This window comes from Facklamia lactis, from assembly GCF_015863205.1.
Classification (GTDB): domain Bacteria; phylum Bacillota; class Bacilli; order Lactobacillales; family Aerococcaceae; genus Facklamia; species Facklamia lactis.
On sequence record NZ_JACBXQ010000004.1, the window covers coordinates 1 to 23,505 of the forward strand.

27 protein-coding genes are annotated in these 23,505 nt (G+C 37.4%); 5 read left to right on the forward strand and 22 right to left on the reverse strand.

Going from position 1 to position 23,505, the window contains the following annotated elements; translation table 11 throughout:
* Positions 1-375: 375 nt before the first annotated feature.
* From HZY91_RS06795 to HZY91_RS06805, 3 genes are read right to left on the reverse strand one after another with little or no spacing between them, the layout of a single operon-like run.
* Complete coding sequence (locus tag HZY91_RS06795) at positions 376-1,719, reverse strand: glucose-6-phosphate isomerase (RefSeq protein WP_197115531.1); 1,344 nt, start codon at positions 1,717-1,719, stop codon at positions 376-378.
* An 18-nt stretch (positions 1,720-1,737) separates the two neighbouring features.
* Positions 1,738-2,139 carry a CvfD/Ygs/GSP13 family RNA-binding post-transcriptional regulator gene (locus HZY91_RS06800; RefSeq protein ID WP_197115532.1) on the reverse strand — a complete coding sequence of 134 codons (402 nt, stop codon included), beginning with the start codon at positions 2,137-2,139 and terminating at the stop codon, positions 1,738-1,740.
* 22 nt (positions 2,140-2,161) lie between these two features.
* A complete protein-coding gene (locus HZY91_RS06805) occupies positions 2,162-2,749 on the reverse strand; it encodes a peptidylprolyl isomerase (protein WP_197115533.1) in 588 nt (195 codons plus the stop codon).
* Positions 2,750-2,883: 134 nt separating this feature from the next.
* Here HZY91_RS06805 and HZY91_RS06810 point away from each other — a divergent pair, with 134 nt between their 5' ends.
* The 3 genes from HZY91_RS06810 to HZY91_RS06820 are packed head-to-tail and all read left to right on the forward strand — an operon-like array spanning position 2,884 to position 4,984.
* The gene (locus tag HZY91_RS06810; protein WP_197115534.1) at positions 2,884-3,408 is read left to right on the forward strand and encodes a divergent PAP2 family protein; all 525 of its coding nucleotides are present in this window, start codon (positions 2,884-2,886) and stop codon (positions 3,406-3,408) included.
* Positions 3,409-3,423: 15 nt separating this feature from the next.
* Positions 3,424-4,431: an NAD(P)/FAD-dependent oxidoreductase gene (locus HZY91_RS06815; RefSeq protein ID WP_197115535.1), complete on the forward strand. Its 1,008-nt coding sequence runs from the start codon at positions 3,424-3,426 to the stop codon at positions 4,429-4,431.
* A 1-nt stretch (position 4,432) separates the two neighbouring features.
* Complete coding sequence (locus tag HZY91_RS06820; RefSeq protein WP_197115536.1) at positions 4,433-4,984, forward strand: phosphatidylglycerophosphatase A family protein; 552 nt, start codon at positions 4,433-4,435, stop codon at positions 4,982-4,984.
* Between the two features lie 46 nt (positions 4,985-5,030).
* Here the strand turns inward: HZY91_RS06820 and HZY91_RS06825 are convergent, their stop codons facing one another.
* From HZY91_RS06825 to HZY91_RS06845, 5 genes are all read right to left on the reverse strand, one after another.
* A complete protein-coding gene (locus HZY91_RS06825) occupies positions 5,031-5,660 on the reverse strand; it encodes a TIGR01906 family membrane protein (RefSeq protein ID WP_197117605.1) in 630 nt (209 codons plus the stop codon).
* Positions 5,647-6,432, reverse strand: a complete 786-nt coding sequence (locus HZY91_RS06830) for a TIGR01457 family HAD-type hydrolase (protein WP_197115538.1) — start codon at positions 6,430-6,432, stop codon at positions 5,647-5,649. Before HZY91_RS06830 ends, HZY91_RS06825 begins: the two co-directional genes overlap by 14 nt.
* A 15-nt stretch (positions 6,433-6,447) precedes the next feature.
* Positions 6,448-7,182 carry a YutD family protein gene (locus HZY91_RS06835; protein WP_197115539.1) on the reverse strand — a complete coding sequence of 245 codons (735 nt, stop codon included), beginning with the start codon at positions 7,180-7,182 and terminating at the stop codon, positions 6,448-6,450.
* 14 nt (positions 7,183-7,196) lie between these two features.
* Positions 7,197-8,564, reverse strand: coding sequence for a bifunctional metallophosphatase/5'-nucleotidase (locus HZY91_RS06840; protein WP_197115540.1), 1,368 nt, complete (start codon positions 8,562-8,564; stop codon positions 7,197-7,199).
* Between the two features lie 107 nt (positions 8,565-8,671).
* Positions 8,672-9,301 (reverse strand): CDP-alcohol phosphatidyltransferase family protein, encoded by a 630-nt coding sequence (locus tag HZY91_RS06845; protein ID WP_197115541.1) that lies wholly within the window; start codon positions 9,299-9,301, stop codon positions 8,672-8,674.
* Positions 9,302-9,468: 167 nt separating this feature from the next.
* Between HZY91_RS06845 and HZY91_RS06850 the strand changes: the two genes are divergently transcribed.
* On the forward strand, positions 9,469-10,314 hold the full coding sequence (locus tag HZY91_RS06850) for a DegV family protein (protein WP_197115542.1): 846 nt from the start codon (positions 9,469-9,471) through the stop codon (positions 10,312-10,314).
* 74 nt (positions 10,315-10,388) lie between these two features.
* On the opposite strand, the gene HZY91_RS06855 is transcribed toward HZY91_RS06850, so the two are convergent.
* The 7 genes from HZY91_RS06855 to HZY91_RS06885 form a co-directional block, all read right to left on the reverse strand.
* Entirely contained in the window at positions 10,389-11,525 is a 1,137-nt protein-coding gene (locus tag HZY91_RS06855) for an alpha/beta fold hydrolase (RefSeq protein WP_197115543.1), read from the reverse strand.
* Positions 11,525-12,313 carry a hypothetical protein gene (locus HZY91_RS06860; RefSeq protein ID WP_197115544.1) on the reverse strand — a complete coding sequence of 263 codons (789 nt, stop codon included), beginning with the start codon at positions 12,311-12,313 and terminating at the stop codon, positions 11,525-11,527. Before HZY91_RS06860 ends, HZY91_RS06855 begins: the two co-directional genes overlap by 1 nt.
* 14 nt (positions 12,314-12,327) lie before the next feature.
* Positions 12,328-13,242, reverse strand: coding sequence for a polysaccharide deacetylase family protein (locus HZY91_RS06865; RefSeq protein ID WP_197115545.1), 915 nt, complete (start codon positions 13,240-13,242; stop codon positions 12,328-12,330).
* Between the two features lie 81 nt (positions 13,243-13,323).
* A complete protein-coding gene (locus HZY91_RS06870; protein WP_197115546.1) occupies positions 13,324-13,938 on the reverse strand; it encodes an alpha/beta hydrolase in 615 nt (204 codons plus the stop codon).
* A complete protein-coding gene (locus HZY91_RS06875) occupies positions 13,935-14,561 on the reverse strand; it encodes a flavin reductase family protein (RefSeq protein ID WP_197115547.1) in 627 nt (208 codons plus the stop codon). Before HZY91_RS06875 ends, HZY91_RS06870 begins: the two co-directional genes overlap by 4 nt.
* 24 nt (positions 14,562-14,585) lie before the next feature.
* On the reverse strand, positions 14,586-15,566 hold the full coding sequence (locus HZY91_RS06880; protein WP_197115548.1) for a ring-cleaving dioxygenase: 981 nt from the start codon (positions 15,564-15,566) through the stop codon (positions 14,586-14,588).
* Between the two features lie 134 nt (positions 15,567-15,700).
* Positions 15,701-16,126, reverse strand: coding sequence for a MarR family winged helix-turn-helix transcriptional regulator (locus tag HZY91_RS06885; RefSeq protein ID WP_197115549.1), 426 nt, complete (start codon positions 16,124-16,126; stop codon positions 15,701-15,703).
* 195 nt (positions 16,127-16,321) lie between these two features.
* On the opposite strand from HZY91_RS06885, the gene HZY91_RS06890 reads away from it, so the two are divergent.
* Positions 16,322-16,912: a GNAT family N-acetyltransferase gene (locus HZY91_RS06890; protein WP_197115550.1), complete on the forward strand. Its 591-nt coding sequence runs from the start codon at positions 16,322-16,324 to the stop codon at positions 16,910-16,912.
* 63 nt (positions 16,913-16,975) lie between these two features.
* Here HZY91_RS06890 and HZY91_RS06895 read toward each other — a convergent pair whose 3' ends face one another.
* The 7 genes from HZY91_RS06895 to HZY91_RS06925 all read right to left on the reverse strand — a co-directional run bounded on the left by HZY91_RS06895 (position 16,976) and on the right by HZY91_RS06925 (position 23,411).
* A complete protein-coding gene (locus tag HZY91_RS06895) occupies positions 16,976-17,455 on the reverse strand; it encodes an S-ribosylhomocysteine lyase (protein WP_197115551.1) in 480 nt (159 codons plus the stop codon).
* 44 nt (positions 17,456-17,499) lie between these two features.
* A complete protein-coding gene (locus tag HZY91_RS06900) occupies positions 17,500-19,857 on the reverse strand; it encodes a DNA internalization-related competence protein ComEC/Rec2 (protein WP_197115552.1) in 2,358 nt (785 codons plus the stop codon).
* Between the two features lie 8 nt (positions 19,858-19,865).
* Positions 19,866-20,579: a helix-hairpin-helix domain-containing protein gene (locus HZY91_RS06905; protein WP_328752300.1), complete on the reverse strand. Its 714-nt coding sequence runs from the start codon at positions 20,577-20,579 to the stop codon at positions 19,866-19,868.
* A gap of 125 nt (positions 20,580-20,704) precedes the next feature.
* A complete protein-coding gene (gene coaD, locus HZY91_RS06910) occupies positions 20,705-21,193 on the reverse strand; it encodes a pantetheine-phosphate adenylyltransferase (protein ID WP_197115554.1) in 489 nt (162 codons plus the stop codon).
* A 1-nt stretch (position 21,194) separates the two neighbouring features.
* Positions 21,195-21,752 carry a 16S rRNA (guanine(966)-N(2))-methyltransferase RsmD gene (rsmD, locus tag HZY91_RS06915; RefSeq protein ID WP_328752422.1) on the reverse strand — a complete coding sequence of 186 codons (558 nt, stop codon included), beginning with the start codon at positions 21,750-21,752 and terminating at the stop codon, positions 21,195-21,197.
* 10 nt (positions 21,753-21,762) lie between these two features.
* Positions 21,763-22,131 (reverse strand): YlbG family protein, encoded by a 369-nt coding sequence (locus HZY91_RS06920; RefSeq protein ID WP_197115556.1) that lies wholly within the window; start codon positions 22,129-22,131, stop codon positions 21,763-21,765.
* Positions 22,132-22,133: 2 nt separating this feature from the next.
* Positions 22,134-23,411 (reverse strand): FtsW/RodA/SpoVE family cell cycle protein, encoded by a 1,278-nt coding sequence (locus HZY91_RS06925; RefSeq protein WP_197115557.1) that lies wholly within the window; start codon positions 23,409-23,411, stop codon positions 22,134-22,136.
* Positions 23,412-23,505: the final 94 nt, after the last annotated feature.

Here is a 23,505-nt window from a genome sequence, read left to right on the forward strand (position 1 = left end):
CAGTTTTCAATGAGCTTCGTTGCCTGAAACGCTTTCCGCTGTCTCAGCGACAACTTCTATATACTACCATGTACCTGCTTAAGTTGTCAAGAACTTTTTTGAATGTTTTTTCATGTTCTTGTTTTTCATCCAACATGGTACTTGGCGTTCGCTCGTGGCGACAAGAAATAATATATCATGAAGCAGAGTCTTTCGTCAACTGTTTTTTTTAAAAGATATTTTATTTTGTTAAATGCTTGCCACAAAGCACTCTTTCTAAGGGTTACCAAGAAAGACTTTTTTTATTTGAGGTCTATATTATAAACAGAAAACGCTTTCTTGTCAAGTTAAAAAAACTCCCCTCTAAAACTAGAAGGGAGTTACATTGTCTATGGTTTAAAGACGTGTTTCCAATTCTGCTGCTAATTCTTCATGCCCCGGTTTACCCAGTAATGCAAACATATTCTTTTTATATGCCTCTACTCCTGGTTGATCAAAAGGATTGACTCCATTTAAGTAACCGGAAATCGCAACGGCCATCTCAAAGAAATAAATGAGTTGTCCCAAACTCTCCTCATCCATCGCAGGTATGGTTACAACAAAATTTGGGACTTGTCCATCTGTATGTGCTAGTAGGGTTCCTTGGTAAGCTTTTCGGTTTACTTCTGCAATTGTGGCTCCTTCAAGGTACTTCAGCCCATCTAAATTTTCTTCAGCTTTAGGAACCTCCATTTCATGACGAACTTGGCCTACCTGGATAACTGTCTCAAATATATTTCTTTTCCCATCTTGAATAATCTGTCCTATAGAATGAAGATCGGTTGAAAAGTTTGCAGATGCAGGGAAAATTCCTTTATGATCCTTCCCTTCTGATTCACCGAATAATTGTTTCCACCACTCACCAAAATACTGAAGCGCGGGTTCATAGTTAACCAGAATTTCAGTGTCTTTTCCTTTGCGATATAAACAATTCCGCAATACAGCATACTGGAGGGCTAAGTTTTGTTCAAAGTCTGTTTGAGTATATCGCTCCATTGCCTTCTGGGCACCAAACATTAGTGCATCAATATTAGCGCCAGTTACTGCGATAGGGAGTAGACCTACTGCTGTTAAAACAGTAAACCTACCTCCAATTCCGTCTGGAATCACAAAACATTCATAGTCTTTCTCATCCGCTTCTTGTTTTAATGCACCTTTTGCACGATCTGTCGTTGCATATATGCGCTTATTAGCTTCTTCTTCTCCATATTTACTAATCAATTTTTCTTTCAATACACGAAAAGCAATCGCAGGTTCCGTCGTAGTTCCCGATTTAGAGATCATATTAATCGAGAAATCGCGCTCACCAATCACTTCAATTAAATCATTAAGATAGGTTGAAGAAATATTATTCCCTGCAAATAATACTTGTGGTCTATTTAGATTTGGAGCCATTATATTGTAAAAAGTATGATTTAAGAATTCAATTGCTGCCCGAGATCCTAAATAAGAACCCCCTATTCCTACAACAATTAACACCTCAGAATCACTAACAATTTTATTTGCAGCTTGTTTAATACGTTCATATTCCTCTTTATTATATTCTTGTGGCCAGTTGACCCAATCGGTAAATTCAGCCCCAGCCCCTGCGCCCTTCAGCAACTGTTCCAAGGCTAATTGTCCATACAATTTGAGTTGTTCTGCTTCATGCTCGCCAATAAAAGTTTGAGCATTCTGATAGTTAAATGTGATTTCCTTCATTGTAGTAACACTCCTTTTCTAGACTTCCACTTTAGTATTGAATTCATTTTTATCAATAGATTCTAGCGCTTCCTCTATCCAACTAGGCATTTTCTCCTCGATGGTTTTAAAGCCTATTTTAGGACTGTTTCTTTTCTTACGTTTCTTACTTCTTTGCGGAAAACTAGGCACATTTATTTTTTCTAGCGCTCTCATTGAAAGTGAAAACTTCTTTGTATACTCATCGATATCAATCACTACGACTTTGACTTTGTCTCCAATTTTTACAAAATCATTGATATCCCCCATATAGCCATGTTTACACTCAGAAATATGGACAAGCCCCTGTTCTTCCTCTGTTAGATTCACAAAAACACCATAATTTTGAATTCCTGTGACTTCTCCTTCAATAATATCCCCAATTTTAAAATGGCTAGCCATTACTTAAATCTCTCCTAGAAAATTATTCATGTATTGTAATTGATTCAATTATAACATCTTGAACCGGCTTATCTTGTACACCAGTCTCTACATCTTGAATTGCTAAAACATTTTCCATCCCACTAACTACTTGTCCAAAGACAGTGTGACGATGATCCAACCAAGGTGTCCCACCTTGCGTCTCATATACATTAATAATCTCTTCAGGATATCCTAAGTCTTTCATTTGACCTAACATATCTGCCGGTACTTGACTTGCCGTCACGATGAAGAATTGACTTCCATTAGTATTAGGCCCAGCGTTTGCCATTGAAAGAGCTCCGTAGATGTTGAAAAGTTCAGCAGAAAATTCATCTTCAAAAGATTGGCCCCATTTGCTCTGGCCGCCCATACCCGTTCCTGTTGGATCGCCACCTTGAATCATAAAATCTTTGATAATCCGATGAAAAATCACACCATCATAGTAGCCTTCTTTGGCTAAAGACAGGAAATTTTCAACGGTTTTGGGTGCCTGATCTTGGAACAAGGCCAAACCAATTTCGCCATGATTAGTATGTAAAGTAACATTTGCTGAGTCTTCTGATAAATTAATTTGTGGATAATTTGCCATTCAATAATCTCCTCATACTTTCTTTTCTTATTCCTTTTCTATTTTAACCTAATTAATTGAAAATTTATAGTTAAAGCCTTATATTTTTGATAAGATAGAAAGCGACAAGAAAAACACAGAAGGAAAAGGATGCTATGAATTACCCACTTATTACAGCCTTTGCTGCCATATTTTTCGCTCAAGCCCTCAAGTACCCGATTGCTTTTTTTTCTAGAAAATCACCCGAACTCAAAATCATGACTTCCACAGGAGGAATGCCCTCTTCTCACTCCGCAGCTGTTTCAAGTCTAATCGCAAGTTTAATCTTTGAATATGGTTTTTCTTCTCCTTATGTTGCGATTGCAACCATCTTTGGGGTCATCATCATGTTCGATTCGATGGGAGTTCGACGTCAGAGTGGAGAACAAGGAATTGTTATTGATATTCTTGTTAAATATCTAACCGATAAAAAACAAAATATTAAGAAAGAAATCGTTGATAGAAACATGACACATAGTGAAAACCCCTTAGCAAACCAGCTAGAAATTGATCATTACGAAGACCTCGTTATTAATAACTATCTTGGTCATAAACCTACCGAGGTTTTCGCTGGAATTATGACAGGAGGCTTTGTAGCGATTGTTGCTCGCATGATCTACCTATCATTCTATTCTCAATAACTACTAGGAGGTTCTATGATAACTACAACACCCATATTTGATATTACAATTATTGGAGCTGGCCCCGTCGGGCTCTTCACAGCTTTTTACGCACAAATGCGAAATGCAAAAGTCAAAATAATTGACTCACTTGAAATGGCTGGCGGGCAACCTACTCATTTATACGGTGAGAAAACTATCTATGATATTCCAGGTTTTCCTGCTATTAAAGGGCAAGATTTGGGTCAACAATTATTAAAACAACTAGACCGATTCGATACTACTTTTTGTCTAGGGGAAGAAGCCTTAAAAATCATTCCTCCGAACCAGCCAAACTCTTACTTTGAAATTCTAACCAATCAAGCAACTCATTATTCCAAATCCATCATTATTGCTGCTGGAAATGGTGCTTTTCAACCAAGAAAATTAAATATTGATGGCGCAGATCAATTTGAACAATCGAATTTATATTATCTCGTTACCGACATCCAACAATATCACAATCAAGTAGTCGCTATTTGTGGAGGTGGCGATTCAGCTGTTGATTGGGCATTAACATTAGAAAAAACAGCCAAAAAAGTTTATATCATCCATCGTCGTAATCAATTCCGTGCGCTTGAACATAATGTTTCACTCTTAAAAAATTCATCAGTTGAATGCTTAACTCCATACTTACCTAAGCAATTAATCGCCAAAAAGGGATATATCCAGCAATTGGTGCTTGAAAAAGCCAAAAGCACGGAATTAAAAACGATCGCACTCGATCATCTTATCGTCAATTATGGATTCTCAACTTCAATCGGAGCCATTAAAGAATGGGGTCTCGAGATCGCCCATAACCAAATTCAAGTCGATCATCATTTAGAAACAAATATTAAAGGCATTTTCGCCGTTGGCGATATCGCTGATTACGAGGGGAAAGTACGTATTATTGCCAGCGGCTTTGGCGAAGCTCCGATAGCCGTTAACTACGCTCTTGCCCATGCCGATCCAGAATATAAACAGTCACCCTTACATTCAACTAGTCTATTTGAAGGAGAATAAGATGACCAATCAAGAAGTGTTTTTAAAACAAAGTTTATTAGAACAACAAGCTCATGAACTATTAAATCAACGCGGTGTCGAAATTAAAGATATTGCAGAAATTGTATTTGATCTACAAAAAGGATACATTCCGGATTTAACAATGGACACCTGTATTGAACATATCCACGGCGTTCTCCGAAAAAGAGAAGTTCAAAATGCTGTCATTACAGGAATCGAAATTGATATTGCAGCTGAAGAAGGTCACTTCTCCCCTCTCTTAAGCGATATGCTGATGCGTGATGAAGGTCTATACGGAATTGATGAAATCCTAATCTTGTCGATCGTAAATGTGTACGGTTCTATTGGACTTACTAACTTTGGCTATGTGGATAAATTAAAACCAGGTATTATCGGGACTCTAAACAATCAGAAAGATGAACATTGCAATACTTTTATCGACGATATTGTGGGAGCCATTGCGGCAGCTGCTGCTAGCCGAATAGCCCATGCTCAGCCGAAAACAGATTATGTAAGTATTCCCCCCAAAACACCTCACAATAAAAAACCTTAATAAAAAAACTAGCCCAGGGTTTAAAATAAACCTTGTGCTAGCTTTTTTAATTTAATTTCTTCGATAATAGTCCTTTGACCATGACAATATATAATTCATATAAAATAACCGTTATTAAAAATATAATCATAAAAAAACCTTGGGGCAAGACTTGAATCACCGGGTCTGCGACCGGGTCAAACAGCCATAAATCATTCCTAAAAAATACTTGATGAAACCATACAAAAACTTGATCGAACGCTAGCAATAAGGCTATGATCGCAAACACAGGCCAAACAATTGCTAAATTTAGCCAATGCTTAAGAAATGGAATTTTCCTTCTTCCTTTCTTTAATAGAATCATCAATACAAAAGAAACCACTAATGAAATAATTGCGATCATTAAAACTAATTGAACTAAAAATTTCACCTCTTCAAAATGCTGAAGCCCTGCAGCAGATGATGAAAAATCTGGCATTTCTAACTGAGTTTTATTAGGGGAAACCAAGTAGGTTAGAATCGCATCATAATTAACCATTAATTCTTGCTCGCTTAAGTTTACCGCTTGATGCATTGGAAACCAAGCGTTATACAACCGATAAATGAATGGAGACAAAGCGATACTAGACACAACAGCTAATGATAGACTAGCAACCACAAAAATCAAACTATGAATCGCTTGCTTAATTTGCTTCATTATCAAAATCAATCGCTCCTAAATCGCTACAAATATACGTTGGCTGATAACGCGTTGGATCGACATCCGCTTCTGTACTAACGCCTGTTAGAACAAGAAGCGTATCTACCCCCGCAAGATGACCTGCTTGAATATCCGTTTTATAATTATCTCCTATCATTAAGACGTCTTCTTTTGCTAGTTTCATCTTTTTAATAGCTGCTTCCACAATTGAAGGAGAAGGTTTTCCTATTAAATGCGCTTTTACTTGACTCGCTTCTTCTAAAAAAGCTGTAATTGCACCAGAGCTCGGAGAAGATCCCGTTTCGGTTGGAATTAATTGGTCTCGATTGGTTACAATAAATTCGGCGCCATTCAATAAAGCACGTGTTGCAGTGGTTAAGGTTTCATAGTTAACTTGGCGGTCCAAGCCTTGGAGAACAAGTTGAGCATTCTCTGACATATCAAGATCCAACCCTGCTTTTCTCACGGCATCTTTTAACGAGGCTTCTCCCAACACAAAAATACTCTTATTATTATGAAACTCCTTTAAATATTCAACCGCAGCAATCGCAGATGTATAGATTTGGCTTGGACTAACAGGCAACTCTAAATAATGACCCAAATGCTGATAAATTTCTTCTACCCCGCGCGTAGCATTATTCGTCATAAACATGTAGGCTAAGCCTTTGGCCTTTAAGCGATGAACAAAATCCTCTGCTGAAGTTAAACGTTGTTTTCCAACATACGTAGTCCCATCTAAATCCAATATGTAACCCCGATATGACTTCATCGTCACTCTTCACCCCTAGTTTGTTAGATTTTTTTGCTTTATCGTAAAATTGTGCTGTTTATGAATGGTTTTACTTGATTTATTCCCTTTATTTTTTTGGTTCGAGCGCTTAATTTGAAAATCATCCTTTCCAACCATTTCTTTATCATGAAGATTTCCCCTTGAGTTCCCCTTATTTTTCCCTTTTTCATTGATACTTTTAGAAGCAGGTCTTTGACGTTGCTGAGTCTGTTTACCTCGTATGCGGTTTTTGGAATTACGAGCATAGGGTCGCTTGTTTCTTGCTGAGTAATGACCTTTACTTTGAAGAGATCCTAAACGTCCAGATAATAAGTTCTCCACTAATTCTGGATACTCTTTAAGACAAGACTCTTTTGCTAATACAAAGTACTTTGCTCCAAAATTGCAATACTCCAAGAGATAATCCTCTAAAGAATCAATCCTTTGGTCATAAGCGACTTTAGGGGTTCCAATTTGATAAAATCCCCTCAACCTTAATTGCTGAAATGCCCAATCCGCCACAATATAATCAAACTTACTAAAATAATCTTGGTAACGATTTAGAAAAGCTTCATAGTCATAGGCATCCTCATGATTCAAGATTAACTGATAAACTTGGTCTTCAATCATTACCTGCCCATCATCAATCTTCTTTATCTTTTTCTCTATTTCAACAGATTGAGGCTCTTCCTTAAGAATCTCTTTTAATTGAAGATCCAAATGATCTAATTTTTCTTCATGTTCTAACATAACTGACTCCTTACTTATCCTTTCAACGGAAATTTCTTTTTTAAATATTCTGCCATTACATGGCGAATAAAATCTGGAAAATATAACTGAATGTTACCATAATCTCTCAGCTTAGGAAAAAAAGGTACGAAAGCATAATGATCAATACAGGCAATTCGATACTGCTGATCCAATTCAATGGGCTTATCTTCTACTAACCATTCTTCTCCATCGAAGATGAGACCAGCAAAAATAAATCGGCCAAATATCTTTCCTCTAAAGCCTGAACCTGCAACTAGCTTATATTCCAAGTCTTCTTCTTGCATTCTCATTTCTTCCAACATTTCATGCATTCTTGACCCTTTCATCGTTAAACTTGAAACATGAATAGGATGAGGGAGAGCTTCATGCAAATGGTTCAAGCTAATTTTTCCTGCCGGCAAATCAGCTAGAAAAAGACCCGTCGAAAGAAAAGCGAACTGAGCATCTGCTTTTTGCTTGATAGCTGTTAGAGCGTGTTGAATAAAAGATTGGTTGCCTTCTGTATGCTGACTATAGAGAGAAAAAGGAAGTTCCGCAATCATCTCCTGACTTAATAAATCGCGCCCTTTTTGTTCATAGTCTTCCCACTGCTCCATTCCAACTAGTTCTTGGATTTGCTCTATAGACAAAGTAGAGGCTTGGATCGTTTTAGCTTTAGAATCAAATTCAATTTGGCCCACAAACTCTCCAAATCTTCCACAGGCTGCTAATAAAGTATCTCCTATCATTTCACCATTCGGCAAATAATGATGACTGTGTGCTCCTAGAATGACATCCAATTGTGGAAAACGCTCAGCCATGATTCGATCTTCTTGTAATCCAAGATGAGATAACAAAATGATAAAGTCAAGTGGTTCATTACCTGAGTCCAATAATTTTAACTGTGTTTCTAAACAATCATATACATCAAGCACCTGATAGCCGTTCAACCGGTAAGAAGCATAGGGAGCTGTTAACCCAATAAAAGCCATACGCAAGCCAGCTATTTCTTTCACCACAAACGCATAAGCCCAATGTGGAAGATCCCCTGACTTTTGATCGATTAGGTTTGCACAGGTGACTGAAAAATTTGCCTTTGCATACAATGCTTCTAATTGATTTTTGGTGAAATTCAAACCTTCATTGTTTCCAATAGTAACCACATCATACGATAAATCATTAAATAAATCGACCACCACTTGTCCTTGGGTCGCTTCAACAAGGGGGTGAACGGTATCCATTGCATCGCCAACATCACATAGTAACAATTGATCACCACGCTGCAAAATCTCCTGACGATGTAAGTTCACATAATGAGCAATACTATCCCAATGCTCTAAATGACTGTGAAGATCGTTCGTATGGATGATATAAAACTTCATTCTTACCCCCTCTTTCCTCGCATATTATAACAATTTTAGCCAGCAAGAAACAAATCAGATACAAAAAAACTCAGATCTCTATGATGCAGACCTGAGTTCCAAAAAATTTATGCCATAATAAATGAACCTAATAAAAGGTAAGCAATCATTGCTATAATCATAGCTCCCATAATATAATGGGCCGTTTGTTCAGTAAGTCGGGGGATCGGGCGAGCTATGACAAAGCCGAAGGAGAGCGCTAACAAAACGATGGCTAAAAGATATTGAAATAGCTGTCGTCCAATAAGATAAGCAATAAAACTAATAAGGGGAAGCACAACGGCTACTGCAATTAGAGGCAACCCTTGATAACTATCCTCTCTCTCAGCTTGCAATCCCTGATATTCAACCGAGCGATTAAAGTGGGCTAAGCGAATAGCCACTGCTAATAAAAATAAAGCAACTACTAAGATCGCCCATATTTGACCATCCGCAACCGATAATAATGTTCCTGCAGGGATCAAACCAAAACCAACAAAATCCGCTAATACCTCTATCTCTAAAGCAAATGTAATCTGTGCTTCAGACTGTTGGAACTGTTCAGAAATTCGATAAGTCATATAACTTAGTATGGCGGTTATCATAAGTGAAATCATCGCATACTGCAACTGACCAATATACGCAAACGCAAGACCCACCACCCCAAACATAAAACGCACCAGTACTATCAAATTTGATTGATGCAGATTACCTATCACTTGATCACCTCTCTTGTTTCATTGTTATTTCTCTATCTTATATTCTACCCATTCTTTCCTCGTTTATGCAAGCTAATCACGGATATTTAATATTGCAGATCCATTGCAGGTTAAAGACAGGTTCGTTATACTTTATACAAAGCTAATATAAAAGTGAGGTCTCATCTATGAAATGGAAAATAGTAACAGACTCTGGTGCAGATATTCAGCACTTGGACTCTTTTTCAGAAAATATCGCCTACGAAGTAGTTCCTCTACTCTTAAATATAGGAACTGAGACATTCTATGATACACCGGACCTCGATATCCCTCACTTCTTATCACAGATGGAGAATGCTTCCCAAGCCTCAACTAGTGCTTGCCCAAGTCCTGATACGTATGCTGAAGCCTATCGAGGAAGTGAACACATTATCTGCTTTACGCTATCTGCCGGTGTATCAGGTTCATATAACTCGGCTAGTCTCGCTAAAGAAATTTTTCTCGAGGAAAATCCATCCGCTCAAGTACATATTTTCAATACGCATTCTGCTGGCTCTGAAATGGACCTATTAATTTTGAAAGCATCAGAATTAATCGGAGAGAACAAAGATTTCGATACGGTCATTAAGGAGCTTGAAATATTTCACCAAAATACGAATGTAAACTTTCTTCTAAAGTCCGTTGATAACTTAGCCAAAAATGGTCGCCTCCCTAAAATCGTCTCCCAAATGATTGGTTTCCTAGGCATTCGTTTAATCGGAAAACGTAGCGACAAAGGAACTATTGAGCTCGCTCAAAAAGCTAAAGGTAACAAACGAGCCCTAAAAGCTTTACTTGAAGAAATGAAAAAAAATGGTTATCAGGGAGGAAAAGTAATTATTTCTCATGTTCTAAATGAAGAACTCTCTTTAGATTTTGAGGAAATCCTTAAAGCTACCTTCCCTCATAGTGAGGTTCTGATTATTCCTTGTTCGGGTCTGTGTAGCTTCTATGCTGAACGCTCAGGCCTAATTATTGGGTATCATTGTAAATGATAAATTATGTAGCAAATAAAGAGCTTTTTAAACAATGCCCCTGGATCTGAATTCAGATCCAAGGGCATTGTTGCTTATTTTTCAAAAAGTTGATCACTATTTTGCTCGATGTAATAAATAATCGTCCGCATAACAGCCTGAAGCTGTTGATCATCTGAAAGAAAAATTTCATGCTTGCTTTCTGGTAGTACATAATTTAATGAATTAGGGAGATAATAAGCTAGATTAGCTAAGCCTTGAGGGGTCACCAACTCATCCTGTCCCGCCCTAAACAAGAGCGTTGGCATGGTCATTTTTGCAATATTAATCGGTTGATTAATGACTTGAAGGGTATCTAATGCAGCCTTTAACCAGTTATTCGACCCCAATTTTGTAGGATAGCGATGCAATTGATAATTCAACTTAAAGAAATGTTCTCCTCTCACTTTCGAATTAGTTAAATGATTATCGGAGCGATAACTTAAATGTGCCAGATCATTCTTTTTATCAATAGTAGTCGGAATATAACGGTGACCATATCCTAATTTTTTAGCAAAATCTACATATAAATGGATCAAAGGAGTCGGTAAATTCCCCATCTCAATATCAAACATCGGAACTGATAAGACAAGACCATCAATTAAACCAGGATAAGCTTGAGCAAAGCGACTGACAATAGCGCCTCCCATTGAATGACCCAATAGCCACAAAGCCGTTTGGGTCTCACTTATATGACGAGCTTCTGTCACCATCAAATGCAAATCAGCAACATAATCTCTAAAATCCCCTGTATTAATTTGAGTATTTTTCTCTGATAACTTTGACTGCCCATGGTCTCTTTGATCATATACCATGACTTGGATATTGGCTTGTAATAAATAATAAATAACTTCCGCATATTTCTCTTTATATTCATTATAACCGTGAACCACTAGTACCGTTATTTTAGGATCTTTTACAGGATAAAAGTCATACTTTAATTGGTAACTACCGGTTATCAATGATCCCGTTTTTTTACGAGCAGAGAGATACGGCCATAATTCTTCTGTCCATTGTTGATCAAAAGTTTCTTCCTTAATCCAGTTAATACGGTGCTCAATCGACACGTCATCCAACAGTCTTTCTTGGTGATTAATAGTCCTTAAGGGATGAGAATATTTCTTCATCATCCTTGCGAGTTGGTAACTAGCTATTCCCCCTAAAGCGGTATAAAAGAGTCTTCTTTTTGCCATTATGATCCTCCTAATCCATCAGTATCAAGATTCAACACCACGACCATTCTCACGTACGGAGCATCATCTATCTGATAATCGGTCGCCTGCGCATAGGCTGAAATGAATTGTGATTGATAATTTTGATAAGCCTCCTGGTCAAGACTGTCTTGAAACGCATCAATTAAATAATGTGCAAAAACTTCAGGATGCTCACCCCACGTTTTTAAATGGATATCGTCTGCTGCAATAAATAATTCATATAAATTTTCTCCCAAACGATAATCACTATTTTCAATTAAAGGAAACTGGGTTCTAAAGCTCTCTCCGTCAACTGTCATAGGTCCCAAGTAATGGTATTCTCCCAATTCTTTTGCCCTTGAAAGATTCCCATCTTTTAAATGATAACCCACTTCTATATTCTTTTTTCCCTGACTAGATTGAGCAAGTTGCTCTAAATATGCTTGATTCAATTGATCAATATCTATACTTTTATTAAAAAAACTCGCCTTCTCTTCAGCGTGCTGATAAGCTTCCAAACTTTTAATTTCTTCATCGATCACCACAGGTTGACTATTGCCTGGATGCCCTACGATCTTACTTGAAAGATTAGGCAAAACTGGTGAAGTCTGGCTAGGATACATTCCTAATAAAGATCGGAAAATCATTCTACCTTGCTGACCATAAGTCAAACTATCATCCTGAATGGTCTCAATAATAAAGGGGCCTCGCCAATAATATGCGAAGCCAAAGACTAGAATGATCACTATTAATTTGAAATAAAAACTAATGGGTAATTTTTCTTGCATCGGCATCATCTTTCTTATTGCATAGGTGCAGTTGAATTTTCTTGTGATTTAATAATAAGCGGATCCACAATGTGATAGCCTTTTTCGCGATAGCCATCGATCATTCTCGCTAAAGCATCTGAGGTCCATGACCGATCATGCATTAAAATATTGGCCCCACCGCGCAAATATTCATTATTGACGGAAACCTCAGCCAAAGCATCGCCATCCAAATACTCATCCATCCAATCATAACCAAAAGACCAAGTCATCAATTGCATTCCTAATTCATTACAAATTAGGATCGTGTCCATATTAAAAAGTCCAAAAGGAGGTCTAAACCATCTTGGTTTTTCACCTGTAATTTCTTCTACCATCTGACTCGTTTGAGAAATTTCTTCATATTGTTGATCATACGTTAATTCTCTCAGATTGGCATGCGTTTGGGTATGATTGCCAATTTCAAAGCCCATGTCATAGACTTCTCTTATCATATCTCTTCCCTCAGTTTCTTCCAAATACATTCCATTCACTAAAAAAATAGCATTAACATCCTTTTCTTTCAGTGTTTTAGCTATCTCCAAGCTATAAGCTTCGGGCATCTGAGGAGCATCGTCAAAAGTAAATAATAAAACGTCTTCGCTATTTGTAGTATGTAAGGGGAAAATTTCTGAAGAAACATCTGGATCATCGTGAATATAATAGCCATAACCTTCTTCATCTAATTCAGCATAGGCAGAATAATCGGTCCACGCAGAACGCGTTCCATCTGATTTTGCTGAATCAGCTTCTTCTATATTCTCTTCAGAACTTGCCTCGGTTTCTTCAGAAGTTTCATTATTAGCAGCATTTTCTTGGTTAGAAGATATTTCATTTTGACTATCGGCATGGGGACTAGACTGACAACCTACTAGGAGCAAAGATAGAAATAGTAAAGTAATTCGCTTCATACCAAAAAATCCTTTCTTAGTCGTTAATCATATTCTAGCATAGATCAACGGAATTAAGAAAGGATCCTTTCAAATAGTTATTTAGAATGTTTCTAACCACTCTTGGATAGCCGTCACTACTGCAGGCGTTATTTCATGACCACGGACCCAAAATTCTTCAATTTGGGCCCCACGATTTTCAAACAACTTAACCACTCTCTGCGAATCTTCGCGTGACACAATAGGGTCATCATTCCCCATTGAAATAAAAACATGCTGGTGCGAACAATCCAAGTCTTGACCAACGGCTACTGGGTACATCGGAGCCATCAAGACACCATACCGTATCACAGTATCAGGGCGCATCAACACATTGATTGCTATATTAGCTCCGTTTGAAAAGCCCATTAAGATCACTTGTTCTAGATTGAAACCATAATAATTCGCAGCCGCTTCGATAAATTGCTCTAATCTTGCTCCTCGCATCATCAAATCTTCGACATCATATAAGCCTAAAGCTTTACGCTTAAAGAACCGCAACTTTCCCTCTTCTTCCACGTCACCTTTTACAGCTAAAATACCAAAATCAGAATCCACTTCACGAGCAATTGGAATCAAATCTTTTTCACTGCCACCCGTCCCATGCAACAATACAAAAACTGATTCACCTTCTTTACCAGGCTGATAAATATGTTCATAGATCAATTCTTGACTCATTTCATTTCCCCCTTAAATTCTGGACGCTCTAACGCAAATACTTCACCTATATAGCTATAGTCTGAACCAGCTAAACGAGCAACAGGATCGAGTTTTTTGGGATCTATGTATGTTTCTTGATAGATCTCTTCAGCAACATGAAAATAAACAACTTTCAGAAGAAGAAGGTCTGCTGTTATTTCCTCTTCATCTTGAATGATAACATGTTTAAATAGACTTGTCTCAAATCGCATCTTGCTTGGGAGTAAACCCGGTACATTAATCTGGCTAGAATTTACTAATTCAAATTTAGCGAGATCTAACTCACTCCGTTCAGGCGGATAATTAACAGCTGCTTGATTAGCCAATTCAACATTCTCTCTATCCACAATATGAACAACTGCTTCTTGTCCATTCACAATATTAATGGCTGTATCTTTCATACTACCATTCACTCTTTGAACCGCTACACCTAAGACTGGAGGCTGGTAAGTGACAATATTAAAATAAGAAAAAGGCGCAAGATTAACCACACCATCTTTGTTTTGAGTGGATACCAAAGCTGTCGGACGAGGAATGACACTTCCGATTAACAACTTCTTCTGTTGTTTAACAGTTAAATCCTCTAACGAAAAACTCAGCATAATATTCTCCTAGTCTTTAATGGCTTATTGGTTCTTCTTGTGTCGAAGGTGATCTAAAGAAGTATCAAAAGGTCGAATGACGCTCTCAATCTGTTCTCGTTTACCTTCTAAAAAGGGTGGAAGCGAAAGTGATTCTCCCATTGTTTCATAAGGTTCATCCGTATCAAATCCTGGTCCATCAGTAGATAATTCGATCAAGATATGACCCATCCGAGCATATAAAGCACCAAAATAAAAACGATCCACTAAACCGGAATTTCTAATTTCTAACGCCTGATATTTCTCTAACCATTCCTGCAAGGCCGTTTGATCTTGAACACGGAAGGCAACATGATGAACTTCTCCATAACCTTGTACAGATTGACGACCTTTAGAATTATGTCGTAAAATCATTTGCCCACCATTTCCCCCTTCACCAATCTCTAAAAGAGTGGCATCTGGTTCTTCTTCAACTATTCTGAAACCATAAACTTCCTGCATTAATTGTTTAAACTCTTGATAATAAGCAACGGTAATTTCCACTGGCCCTAAACCGTATATCGCCATTTCTTTTGGCACAGGCCCCTCTTGCCAAGGAGTACCTGGTCGGACCCCTTGATTATGTTCATCTGAAATTAATTGATAGCGCTGACCATCCTCTTCTTCAAACGGCAGCACTTTAGTTCCAAAAACCTCTTGAATTTCTTCATGTTTAACCTGATAACTCTTGAAGCGATCCCTATAATATTCTAGAGCCGCATCATTCGGTACCCTTAAAGCTGTTCGAGTAATTGAATTCGTTCCTCGCACTCCTTGCTGAATATTAGGAAAATCAAAAAAAGTTAAATCGGTTCCAGCTAGTCCTTGATCATCCGCATAAAATGTATGATAAGTTTGTATATCGTCTTGATTAACAGTTTTCTTTACTAAGCGCATCCCCAAAACCTCAGTCATAAAATGGTAATTCTGCTCGGCTGAATGCGTCATAGCCGTTACATGATGTATCCCCAATAATTCTTGTGTCATTCTATTCACTCCTTTTTTCTACTTAAATTCATTTTACCTCGAAATCGAGGTAAATGTCAAATTTTTCATCTTTTACTGTCACGATCTAAAGTAAAAAGAAAAGCATATACCTCCTTATGGCATATGCTTTCTCATTATTCGTAGTGGCTCATCCGCTGTAATGTTTTCTTCATTGCTAAGATTTCATCATCAGAGACCTCTTCAAAGAATTCTACTAAATGATCTCGATGCTCTGGATAGACTTGGTCCATTAGCTCTTTCCCTTTGTCTGTAATCGCTGTGAAAGTTACGCGACGATCATTTGCATCTGGAATTCTTTTTGCATACCCTTTATTACATAGCTTATCCACCACATAAGTAGTAGATGATGATGCGATTAAAATACGGCTTCCAATTTGTTGAATGGGTTGTTGACCCCGATTATATAACAATTCTAGAACCGCAAATTCAGTCACATTTAAACCATAACGATTCGCATCTTTTTTGACTAACTTTTCAAATTCTCCGTGCACCCTCATCAATGCAATATATGTTTTTAAAACCTCTTGTTGGCGATCCATATATCTCTCTCCTATCTTAATACATTAAAGTTTTGTTTATCTCGAAATCGAAGAAATTATATCTAATCTCAATTTGAATGTCAAGACTTTATTTACTCAAACTTTACATAAAATTTACATTTAGATACTTGTATTTTGGCTACAAAAATTTATAATTACGAGGGATTCATAATATTTTAAAGGAGGCTTCCACCTATGTTATTTCAATCATCATCCTTACACTTAAGAACAGCAAATCTGAGTGATGCTGCCGGTATTCAGAGAATATATCGCCCCTACATTCTAAATACTACTTATAATTTAGAAGTGGAAGTCCCTAGCGTCGAAAGTTTAGAAGAGAGAATTGCCAATACCCAGATTCAATACCCCTTCATCGTAGCAGAATATGAGAATCAAGTTGTTGGCTTTTGTTATCTAAGTAACTTTTATCACTATAATATTCCGTCCGCAGGGCTTTTAAGTATCTATGTCGCAGAAGATGCACCAATCCGTGGAATTGGCCATGAATTATTTACAAGTTTAGAATTTATGTTAGCAGACACACCCATTCAAACCATTATCTCTTCTATTGTAGCCAATAACATTCGTTCCATTCGTTTCCATGAAAAACACGGCTTCACAGAGATGCTCAGAATCCCAAATCTTGCTCAAAAAGAGCAGCACTTTCTAGACATTGTCTGGATGCAAAAAAGTCTTCCTGCCACGATACCATATATCCAATATTCAGACAGTCTCGAATTCGATATGGAAATGGATACAGAAACTATTATGGCAGAAATATTCTAATTTTTAACAATCATTCATATTTAACAGTCACCCCTAAGTTCACTTAGGGGTGACTGTTTTTTTCTAAACTTCTGGATAAGCAAAAGTTAAATCCTCAACCTCTGATAAAGTTTGACAATATCTTTTACTCTGATATTTTGCCATCGGTAAGTTTTGATCTAAATAATTTCCGCAATCTTTAGGACTCGCTCCTGGTATCTCCCCTTCATAATCAGCAGTGAATTGAAAGGTCTCCTTAACAAAATCTAACAAATCCTGCCCAACTACAGCATCCGTCATGATTAAATAAAATCCTGTCCGACAGCCCATGGGGCCAAAATAAATCACTTCTTCTTTGAAACGGGGGTGATTTCTTAAGAAAGTAGCCGCGATATGTTCAATCGTATGAATTTCAGCTGTATTCATTACTGGCTCATCATTTGGCGCAGTAAAGCGTAAATCATATGTATATAAAGTTCTTTCCCCCACATGATCAGTGCGCGAAAGGTAAAGTCCCGGTTGTAATATAATATGGTCAATATTAAAACTTGGTATTTTTTCCATTAAGCATCCTCCTCTTTGTTTATTTCAATTTAGATGAATCTTTTTTACTTGTCAACAGCTAGGGCTGTTTTGAGCGACCAGCCCCACCATGGATGATACTTTAATTGGATCGCTCCTTCAGAATGAGTCGAATAAAACTTAACTTGCTGATTTTCGAGTCGGTCAATCACTTCTGAATGGGGATGCCCATAGGAATTATCTACTCCAGCTGAAATAAAAGCTAGTTTCACTTGTAAATGCCGTAATAAGTTTTCACTAGTGGAAGTTCGGCTACCATGATGTCCTACTTTCAACATATCCGCTCGTAAATCAGGATATTCTTTTATTAACACAAGCTCTTGTTCAGTAGATAAGTCACCCATATTAAGCAAAGTATGATGTTGGATTCGAATCAAACATAAAAGCGAAGTATCATTCGCAGATAAAGCTCTCTCTTCCTTTAAAGAAAAAATTGAAATGGCCCCGCCTGCTAAGTGCGTCATTTCTCCGGGACGAATCACACAAATCTTTGTGGAAGAAGGAAGCTTTCCTTGAATCGTTTGCCAGAAAGGGTCCCCTTCCGTATATTGAGAAACAAAAATGGAGTCAATAGGAATTTTTTCAGCTAGTTGAATAATATTCCCCACGTGATCAATATCAGGATGGGTGATAATCACTCCTCTCAAACTAGAAATGCCCTGAGCTTTTAAAGCAGGCAATAAATTTTTGTCCGCAAATCCTTCCTGAATTTGTTGATCTCCTTGCCATGACCTTTTCCCACCTGTATCAACCAACCATGCCCCCTGTTTAAAAGACGTTTGAAATAACAACGCATCTCCTTGTCCGACATCAATCACAGTCAAACGAGTCGATAAATCACATAAAGGAAAAATGAAAAAAACAAGTATATATGTCACTGCCACTGCTAAATAAGCTTTTCTTGGCTTGGTAGGTCGTTCATAGACCCAATATATTGCCCCTCCTAATAACAAGAGAATTTCCCAAGGACTCGCTATTCCATGCACAAAATTGGTCATATCCATAAGCCAAGAAAGTGAAACACTTTCCCAACAGTAAGAAAATAGGTTAGACAAACAAAAAATCACCTCATCACATATTGAAAACCACTGCCCCAATATTAGCAATATTGTGAGAACTAACATGCCTGGCATGATCCATTTCTCAAATACCCATCCTAATAACACAAGAACCAGTAATTGCATCACATTCCACTCAAAACGAGTATTAAGTAATAAAGGCCAAGAAAAAAGCAAACACATAAACAGATTATCAAAAGAGTTTTCTTTTGACTCTTTTCCATTATCTTTCTGTATCACTAATAAAAAAGACATTAAAAAGGAAAAGACAAAACCTAAATTATGTAACAAAAACGGATTGAAAAAAAGAGTCATTAAACAAACAATGGCCATCACATCCATATGAGAAAATGACAAATTAAAATAGGCCAAAAAAGACCGACTATAATAGACTCCCAAAGAGCGAACAACTCCTATTGGCCAGGAAATTAAGCAAGCATAAAAAAATAAAAAAACAACCGTGATATAAAAGGCTCCAGTGGGATCTACCCCGATGCGCAAAAGCCCTTCATTAAAATGCCGTCGCAAATAATTTAAATGAAAACCCGAAATCGAAAAATAATGTAAAATCCCTAACATTGCAAATTTTAACTTATATTTCTTATAAGTTTCTGATTCAAGATTAAATAGCAATTTATTATGCAAGGCAACAAGGTCATAATGCGCCAACCGTCGCAAAAAACGGGTCAGTTTCATCCTTATAATCGGCCAAGAAGATAAACCTTCTGGCTGGATATCCGACACTTTTTCAATTTTAGCCATTTCCAATTGCCAAATAATTGCTTGATCTTGCAAATAAGTTCGATAATCAAAATCACCAAAGTTTCGAGCCGAATCTGGATAGCTAAAACTCCCCTCTCCCTCAATTACAGTAATTCTCTCTGTAAAAGGATAGCTTTGCCAGCGATCATTCGACTGAAACCAATAAGTAAAAATAATAGGCCTCTCAAATTTTTCTTCACCTTTTAATTTAAGCCAAGCTTTACCTGAAAGATACGTTTCCGTTTGGGTCACCTGATCCGGTTGAATCATTAATTGCACCGTATCTGCCTGTTCATCTAAATGTAATAACTTTTCAGCCGCTCGATTAGAATTAATCTTATAAACTCTAAAGCTAATGCCAAATAGACAGGCAAGGGTTAATAATAAGACAAGCGGCCTTTTTAAGTACCAAATTCTTAATAGAATCACACCGAAGATTAGAGCAAAGATTTCAGTTTTATTTTCGATCAATAACAGCCAAGCCACAACCATACTTAAAATGAAGAACCAGTGGTACTCTAATTGACTAAAGAATTTGTCTATTTTCACCATTACTTGCCGCACAACCACACCTACTCATCTACAGTGATCAAGCTCTTTAAGGTTTCAAAAGTTTTGGGACCAATTCCACTTACTTCTTGTAATTCTTCTACCGACTTAAACGATCCCTGCTCTTGACGATAAGCAATAATGTCAGATGCTTTCTTAGGACCTATATTAGGTAAAGTCTCTAATTCTGTCTGATCTGCTCGATTAATATTAACTAAAGAGTTCTGAACACTTCCTTCTTCTCTCACAGAATGAACATAAGTAGGTAAAGAATCACTCACTAGTCCTTCACTTTCTGTAGAAGTTAGTCTGTCTCTATTATTTATTTCATCCACCGTTAAAACTTCAATCATCATCTGATCTTCTAAAAGCAATGCCAAATTTAAAGCATCCTGTCCAGCATCTTCAGTAAATCCCCCAGCTTTTTCAATCGCATCAAACAAACGGGCACCTTGGTTAAGAGCATAGACACCTGGATGTTTCACTGCTCCTTTTAAATCCACATATATTACTAACTCGCCCTTATCCTCTTGATCCATCTCGGTACTTTCTAAAACCAAACTTTCTTCGACAAGTAGCTCTTGATCCAGATCAATCACATTGGAAGACGAAAGAAGATTCAAAGACGAAAAACCCCAAAATATTCCTAGCATAATCAACAAGCCCAGAGCTCCAATTCCAACCTTTCGCCAAAACCTGTTCTCTATTTCATCTTGGCAATCAAAATAGTTCTTCACTTTATCCCTCATTTCAGCCTATTTTTTTATAAATAAACCGTTATAACACAAATGCGTTTCAAAACTAAATTAAAAGCCCCCAAACTCTACATTTAGAGTTTGGGGGGCTCATATAAGGGCAATTTTTATTTCTTTAATTTTTCCATGATTGCTTTTTCCACATTTGGCGGAACCATCTGGGAAATATCTCCCTTAAAAAAAGCAATTTCTTTAATCAAACTAGAACTAAGATAACGGTACTTTTCATTCGCAACCAATAGAATTGTTTCAATTCCTGAATGCTGCATTTTATTGACAGTGGCAATGTTAGACTCATATTCAAAGTCTTGCGCAGAACGAACACCTCTAATGAGACTCGTAGCTCCCACTTTTTGATAATAATTAGCAATCAACCCATCTTTTAGCGAGTCAATCTTAATATTATCCAAGTGTCCTGTTACTTCACTAATTAATTGCTGTCTTTCTTCCAGCGTAAAAACTGACCGTTTAGAAGTATTCATTGCAATTAGCACAATAACTTCGTCAAAAAGCTGACTCGCACGTTCAATTAAATCTAAATGTCCATAGGTTAAAGGATCAAAAGACCCTCCAAACACCCCCACTTTTTTAGACAAATTATTCAACTCCCTTATATTGATAGAGCCTTAAAGTCGTGATCCCATAAGACTTCTGCTTCAGCAAATAAAACTCTTCAAATTCACCTGGCAATTCAAGATGGTCATCACTTTCGCATAATACAAGTGCTTCATCAGTTAAAAGCCCCTGTTCCTTGAGCCAGACCATATCTTCTTGAAGTTGGGCAGAATGGTAAGGTGGATCTAAAAAGACTAAATCAAATCTAAGTTGACATTGTTCGTACCATCTTTTTAGACGTGAACGATTTTTCCCTCTTAACAATATAAACTTAGCTTCTTCTCGAGTCATTCGAATATTTTCTTCTATAGTTTCGATCGCCGGACGATACTGTTCACACAGAATAGCTTGACCAACTCCTCGTGATACCGCCTCTATCGCTAATGCTCCTGATCCTGCATAAAAATCCAGCACCCGACCTCCAACCGGAAGGTAAGAACCTAACAAATTAAACATCGACTCCTTGATTTTATCAGTCGTAGGGCGCGTGTTCTTGCCAGGCACGGCTTTAATGGGTCGCGAGCGATATTCTCCTGCCACTACACGCAATTTAATTCACCTGCTCTTTATCTATCCTTTTTTCATCCAATTCTTGAGCTAGCCCTTTAAAGAAATCCTCTAAGTCTTCTTCTGATTCTTCAAGCGCTTCTTTTAAATCTGGATCAATTCGGTTAGGAATTGCATCCTTAAAAGTCATATCAATTTCTTTACGATGAGATAATTCGATGCTTCTTACAAAATTTAATTTCTCTAATTCTTCTATCACTTTGTCTAAATTTTGTTGATTCACATAAAGAACTGCATATTTCATTCGGTGACTAATATAATGTATGTTGCCAAACTTTCTCAATTGTTTCCACTGCTTAAGTGTATACAACCAAACTGTAATGGATTGACGTTCTAATATTTCAAAAGGCATTCCTATCTCAACCCTCCCCTATCTGTCTTCATTAATCTTGCATTCATTCGCATTTGTTTTTCTTCTGCAATTAACTTTTGCACAATTCCGATCATCATCAAGTTGATAATCATACTCGAACCACCATAAGAGATAAAAGGCAAGGTCACCCCTGTTAGTGGGATTAGCCCCGACAAACCTCCCACATTTACAAACATTTGTAAGAGCAATAAAATCGCAAAACCAGTTAAGCAAATACGATGGAATCGGATATTCATAGTCGCTGCTGTTCTAAGTAAATGAAAAATCAAAGCTAAGAGCAAGCCAACCACAACGACTACACCTAATAGTCCAAATTCTTCCGCCACAACTGCAAGAATAAAATCCGTATGAGCCGCAGGTAAATTTGCTTTAATTTGGCCTTGTCCTAGACCCACTCCCCATAATCCACCCCTACTAAAGGCTAGATAACTATTAATAATTTGATAGCCCGTACTTTGCGCGTAGTTAAACGGATTAACAAAGGAACCAAAGCGCTCAAATGCATGATAGTTAGAATTCACTAAAAAGTCCGAAAAATAATTGGTTAAGAAAATAGCCAATACATAAACAATGAGTCCCAAGCCTATCAACTTTAGATTATTAATAGGCGCAAACCAAAAAACCATTAGCATAGCGACCGTTGTCCCAATGATGATCATAGCTCCACCAAAATCTGGCTGTAAAACAATCAACAGCAAGGAAAGAAGCATACAAGCAATCGGGAAATAATAACGCCAAATTGGACTCGTCTCAAGTTTAATCAAATAGGTCCGCGAAAATTGAGCGATTATCCGAGCTATGACAAGAACCACAACCAATTTAAATAACTCAGAAGGTTGAAAATTCACCCCTGAGAGTGCAAGCCATGAAGTCGCTCCACCCGCTTCCTGCCCAAGAACGGCAGTCAAGCCAATTAATATCAGCACCACAACCAACACTACATTCATCAATCGGATACTCAAAAACCAATCAAGTGGTACCAAACGAATCATCGCAACCACGACCATCCCCACTATCATTGAACCGACTTGTTTTAACATAAAGCCCATCGGATCTTCATAAATAGTCGCAGAAAAAACCATCATAGCAGAAAAAATCAATAATAAAAGACTCATAATAAAAATAAGCGGATCCCCTAGACCCATTAATTGTCTATTCCTAAAAATCTTTTGAATCCAAGTCGTCTTTTGTTCTTCCTCCATTTTCTGGAATTGATTACCGTCACTAGAACGGGGTATTGTTCTAAAATTATTAGCCATAAGAACCCCCTTTATAAACTGCAATTATTATAACATAACCATATCTCAGTGGGTATGTAGAGAACAAAAAAGATGACCTGTAAAAATACAGGTC